The sequence below is a fragment of the Acidovorax sp. KPB24-07 genome (assembly GCF_057543315.1).
The window spans coordinates 1-4,190 of sequence record NZ_BAAJYS010000299.1; the positions used below are offsets into that span (position 1 = coordinate 1).

The 4,190-nt window shown below is 65.2% G+C and carries 4 protein-coding genes; 1 reads left to right on the forward strand and 3 read right to left on the reverse strand.

What is annotated here, in order from left to right; translation table 11 throughout:
* Both AC27IQ_RS19655 and asd read right to left on the reverse strand, forming a co-directional pair.
* Positions 1-471 (reverse strand): type IV pilus assembly protein FimV (locus AC27IQ_RS19655; protein ID WP_487090485.1); only part of this gene is annotated, 471 nt, incomplete at its 3' end.
* 264 nt (positions 472-735) lie between these two features.
* Positions 736-1,866: an aspartate-semialdehyde dehydrogenase gene (gene asd, locus AC27IQ_RS19660; RefSeq protein WP_284395903.1), complete on the reverse strand. Its 1,131-nt coding sequence runs from the start codon at positions 1,864-1,866 to the stop codon at positions 736-738.
* A gap of 310 nt (positions 1,867-2,176) precedes the next feature.
* Between asd and AC27IQ_RS19665 the strand changes: the two genes are divergently transcribed.
* Positions 2,177-2,974, forward strand: coding sequence for a hypothetical protein (locus AC27IQ_RS19665; RefSeq protein WP_487090486.1), 798 nt, complete (start codon positions 2,177-2,179; stop codon positions 2,972-2,974).
* Positions 2,975-3,076: 102 nt separating this feature from the next.
* On the opposite strand, the gene leuB is transcribed toward AC27IQ_RS19665, so the two are convergent.
* The gene (gene leuB, locus AC27IQ_RS19670; RefSeq protein ID WP_284395897.1) at positions 3,077-4,147 is read right to left on the reverse strand and encodes a 3-isopropylmalate dehydrogenase; all 1,071 of its coding nucleotides are present in this window, start codon (positions 4,145-4,147) and stop codon (positions 3,077-3,079) included.
* Positions 4,148-4,190: the final 43 nt, after the last annotated feature.

The following is a 4,190-nucleotide window of genomic DNA, read 5'->3' on the forward strand; positions in this document are numbered from 1 at the left end:
AGCGGCCGGTGCGGACGGCGCCGTCACCTGGGGCGATGCGGTCACGGTGGCCGGCGCACGGCGCAGGGCCGGCGGGTCGAACAGCATGGTGTAGCTGCGCACGATCTGGCCGGAGTTCCAGGTGGCATCCAGCACCAGATCGACGAAGGGGTCGTTGATGGGGCGGTCGCTAGTGAGTTGCAGCACCATCGAGCCATCGCTGCGGCGCTGCAGTTGCACGCGCAGGCTGTTCAGCGCGGGAGACACTTCCATCCCCTGGGCGCGGAACACCTGAGGGGACGCGGGGGCTGCCCGCAGCGAATCCGCTTCGGCGGCAGTGATCTGGGGCAGCTCGATCTCGGCGCGCAGGGGCTCGCCAAGGGCGGACTGCACGGTAAGGCGGCCCAGGGCGAGAGCATTCGCATCGGTGGCATACAGGCCGGCCGACATGACGGCCGCGGCGGCCAGGATTGAGAGTTTCCAACGATGCATGTGTGCCATCAACAAAAGAGGATTGTGCGGTCTGGCAAGGTGCCAGATTCAGGCAGTTTTGGTTCCGCGCGTAAGCGTGAAAATGTGTAAAAAGCACAATAGCATCAATGTTTTGCACTGACAAGCTGAGCCAAGGCGCAACCTTTGGGCGCCTTTCAGAAGGGCAATGTGCACCGCAGCAATGTTGTCAAAGGACAACGAGCAGTAACAAAAACGTTGGTGCTTAAACGCGCTGACACCGGCTCGGTGTCAGCGCCCGCCGCGTCATTCGGCCAGCAGGATGCGCAACATGCGGCGCAGCGGTTCGGCGGCACCCCACAGCAGTTGGTCGCCGATGGTGAACGCGCCGATGTATTCCGGCCCCATCGCCATCTGGCGGATGCGGCCCACGGGAATCGTCATGGTGCCGGTCACGGCCACGGGGGTCAGGTCCTTCAAGGTGGCTTCGCGCGTGTTGGGCACGACCTTCACCCACTCGTTGTCGGCGGCGATCATGGCCTCGATGTCGGCCACGGGCACGTGCTTCTTCAGCTTGAAGGTCAGGGCCTGGCTGTGGCAGCGCATGGCGCCCACCCGCACACAAAAACCGTCCACAGGCACTGCGGGCGTGTCGAAGCCTTCGCCCTGGCCCATGATCTTGTTCGTCTCGGCCATGCCCTTCCACTCTTCCTTGGACATGCCGTTGCCCAGGTCCTTGTCAATCCAGGGGATCAGGCTGCCGCCCAGGGGCACGCCAAAGTTGGCGGTTTCCGCGTCCGACAGGCTGCGCTGCTTGGCGATGACCTTGCGGTCGATTTCCAGGATGGCGCTCTTGGGATCGTCCAGGAGCGAGCGCACTTCCGCGTTCAGCGTGCCGTATTGCGTCAGCAGTTCGCGCATGTGCTGGGCGCCGCCGCCGCTGGCTGCCTGGTAGGTCTGCGTGCTCATCCACTCGACCAGGCCGGCCTTGTAAAGCGCACCCACGCCCATCAGCATGCAACTCACGGTGCAGTTGCCGCCGATCCAGTTCTTGCCGCCTTTGGCCAGGGCATCCTGAATCACGGGCAGGTTGACCGGGTCCAGCACGATGACCGCGTCTTCCTTCATGCGCAGCGTGGAAGCGGCGTCGATCCAGTGGCCGTTCCAGCCGGCGTCGCGCAGCTTGGGAAACACTTCGGTGGTGTAGTCGCCGCCCTGGGCGGTCAGGATGATGTCGCAGCGCTTGAGGGCGTTGATGTCGAAGGCGTCCTGGAGCGTGGTTTCGTTCTTGGCCTGCGCCGGGGCCTTGCCGCCTGCGTTCGACGTGGAGAAGAACACGGGCTCGATGAGACCGAAATCGCCTTCGGCCTGCATGCGGTCCATCAATACGGAGCCGACCATGCCGCGCCAGCCGACCAAACCTACCAACTTGCTCATTTCAACGCCCCTATTCAGTTTAAGAAACAGTGCCCGACCGGGACTTTTCGCCTGGCTCGTCTGGCCAGGAAGGGCGCACGACGAACCAGGCTGGATCAGCCCTTAATGGTCGTGGTTTTGGTGGTGGTTGCGCGCGCGGCCCCACCGGCCAGGGCGGCGGGTGCAGTGTTCAGCAGGGTGAACGGGCGGGCGGCAAACATAGGCGGCGATTGTAGCGGAAGGCCTTTTGCCGACGGTGCTGTTTTTTGAGGGGCGGCGGGAGGTGTTGTTTAACATCCGGCCTTTTTCCACGTCAAAGGTCCCTCACCGCATGCGCATCGTCGCCACCGCCTTTCTTGCCCTGGCCGCTCTGTTGAGCGGCTGCAATGCCTCACAGGACAGCCCAGCATCGATCGCGCCGCAGGAGACGCAGAGGGTTCGCGATGCCGTCGATGAACTGGCCCGCCAGGATTTTCCGGCCATCGAGGCCCGGCTGGCGCCCCGGTTGCGCACCGCCGATCTGCGGCAGAACCTGGGCCGGATGGCGGCATTGATCCCCCCGGGACCGCCCCAATCCGCCGAGGCGGTGGGCGTTCAGGTTCTGAAGACCGATTCCGCCATCTTCCACCACCTCACGCTCGAGTACGAGTATCCGCAGTCCTGGCTGGTCGTCTCTGCCATGCTGGAGCAGCGCGACGGCGCGGTCTTCTTCAATGCACTGCAGGTGACGCCGGCGTCGCAGTCCCTGGCCGCCACCCACCGCTTTTCTCTGGAAGGCAAAACGCCGGGCCATTACCTGTTCCTCGCGCTCGCGATGGGCATTCCGCTCTGGATCGTCTATACGCTGTGGGTCTGCGTCCGCACGCCGATCCCGAAGCGCAAGTGGCTGTGGTGTGCAGTGATCGCGGTGGGTGTGGTGCAGTGCCATCTGGACTGGACCACGGGCGCATGGTCCGCGCAGTGGTTGAGCCTGCAGCTGCTGGGGGCGGGCTTTGCGAAGGCCGGGCCCCAGGCTCCGCTCATCCTCACCATCTCCGCGCCGGTGGGGGCGCTGGCCTTCTGGGTGCGTCGCAGGTCCTTCGTTCGCGCGGCATCGGCCGCGCCGCAGGCCGCAACCGACGCGCGCTGATACCAGCGATCGCCAACGCATGGACCGATAAAAAAAGGGTGGCCGGCGGGCCACCCTTTTGGGCAGGAACGGCCCGCTTCAGCGCGTGCCGGGCTGCAACGGTCAGCCCAGGGCCTTCACCACGGCGTCGCCCATCTGCGCCGTGCCCACCTTCGTGGTGCCTTCGCTCCAGATGTCCGGCGTGCGCAGGCCTTGGGCCAGCACCTTCTGCACGGCCGCTTCGATGCGCTGAGCGGCTGCTTCCTGGTTCAGGCTGAAGCGCAGCATCATCGCGGCGCTCAGGATGGTCGCCAGCGGATTGGCCACGCCCTTGCCGGCGATGTCGGGCGCGCTGCCATGGCTGGGCTCGTACAGGCCCTGGTTCTTGCTGTTGAGGCTGGCCGAGGGCAGCATGCCGATGGAGCCGGTGAGCATGGAAGCCTCGTCCGACAGAATGTCGCCGAACATGTTGCCGGTGACCACCACGTCGAAGGCCTTGGGCGCCTTCACCAGCTGCATGGCCGCGTTGTCCACGTACATGTGCTGCAGTTCCACGTCGGGGTACTGCTGGCCCACTTCGGTGACCACGTCCTTCCAGAACTGGAAGGTTTCCAGCACGTTGGCCTTGTCCACGCTGGTGACCTTCTTGCTGCGCTTGCGCGCGGCCTGGAACGCCACGTGGGCGATGCGCTCGATCTCCGGCTTGGAGTAGCGCATGGTGTCGAAGGCCTCTTCGGCGCCGGGGAAGTGGCCGTCCACGGCCGTGCGCCGGCCGCGCGGCTGGCCGAAGTAGATGTCGCCCGTCAGCTCGCGGATGATGAGGATGTCGAGGCCCGAGATCAGCTCGGGCTTGAGGCTCGAAGCGCCCACCAGCTGCTCGTAGCAGATGGCCGGGCGGAAGTTGGCGAACAGCCCCAGGTGCTTGCGCAGGCCCAGGATGGCCTGCTCGGGGCGCAGGGGGCGGTCGAGCTTGTCGTACTTCCAGTCACCCACGGCGCCGAACAGCACGGCGTCGGCGTCCTGCGCCAGCTTCAGCGTGGCTTCGGGCAGCGGGTGGCCGTGGGCCTCGTACGCGGCGCCGCCGACCAGGGCGGACTCCATCTCGAACGGAAGGCCCAGCACGTCCAGCACCTTGACGGCCTCTGCCACGATCTCCGTGCCGATGCCGTCGCCCGGCAAAACTGCGATTTTCATGTCTTTGCTTCTCTTTTGATATCGATATGCCCTAGTGCTTATT

Excerpts from the sequence above, each read along its gene's own strand:
- asd (WP_284395903.1), bottom strand. The coding sequence starts at position 1,866 with ATGAGCAAGTTGGTAGGTTTGGTCGGCTGGCGCGGCATGGTCGGCTCC.
- AC27IQ_RS19665 (WP_487090486.1), top strand. The coding sequence starts at position 2,177 with ATGCGCATCGTCGCCACCGCCTTTCTTGCCCTGGCCGCTCTGTTGAGC.
- leuB (WP_284395897.1), bottom strand. The coding sequence starts at position 4,147 with ATGAAAATCGCAGTTTTGCCGGGCGACGGCATCGGCACGGAGATCGTG.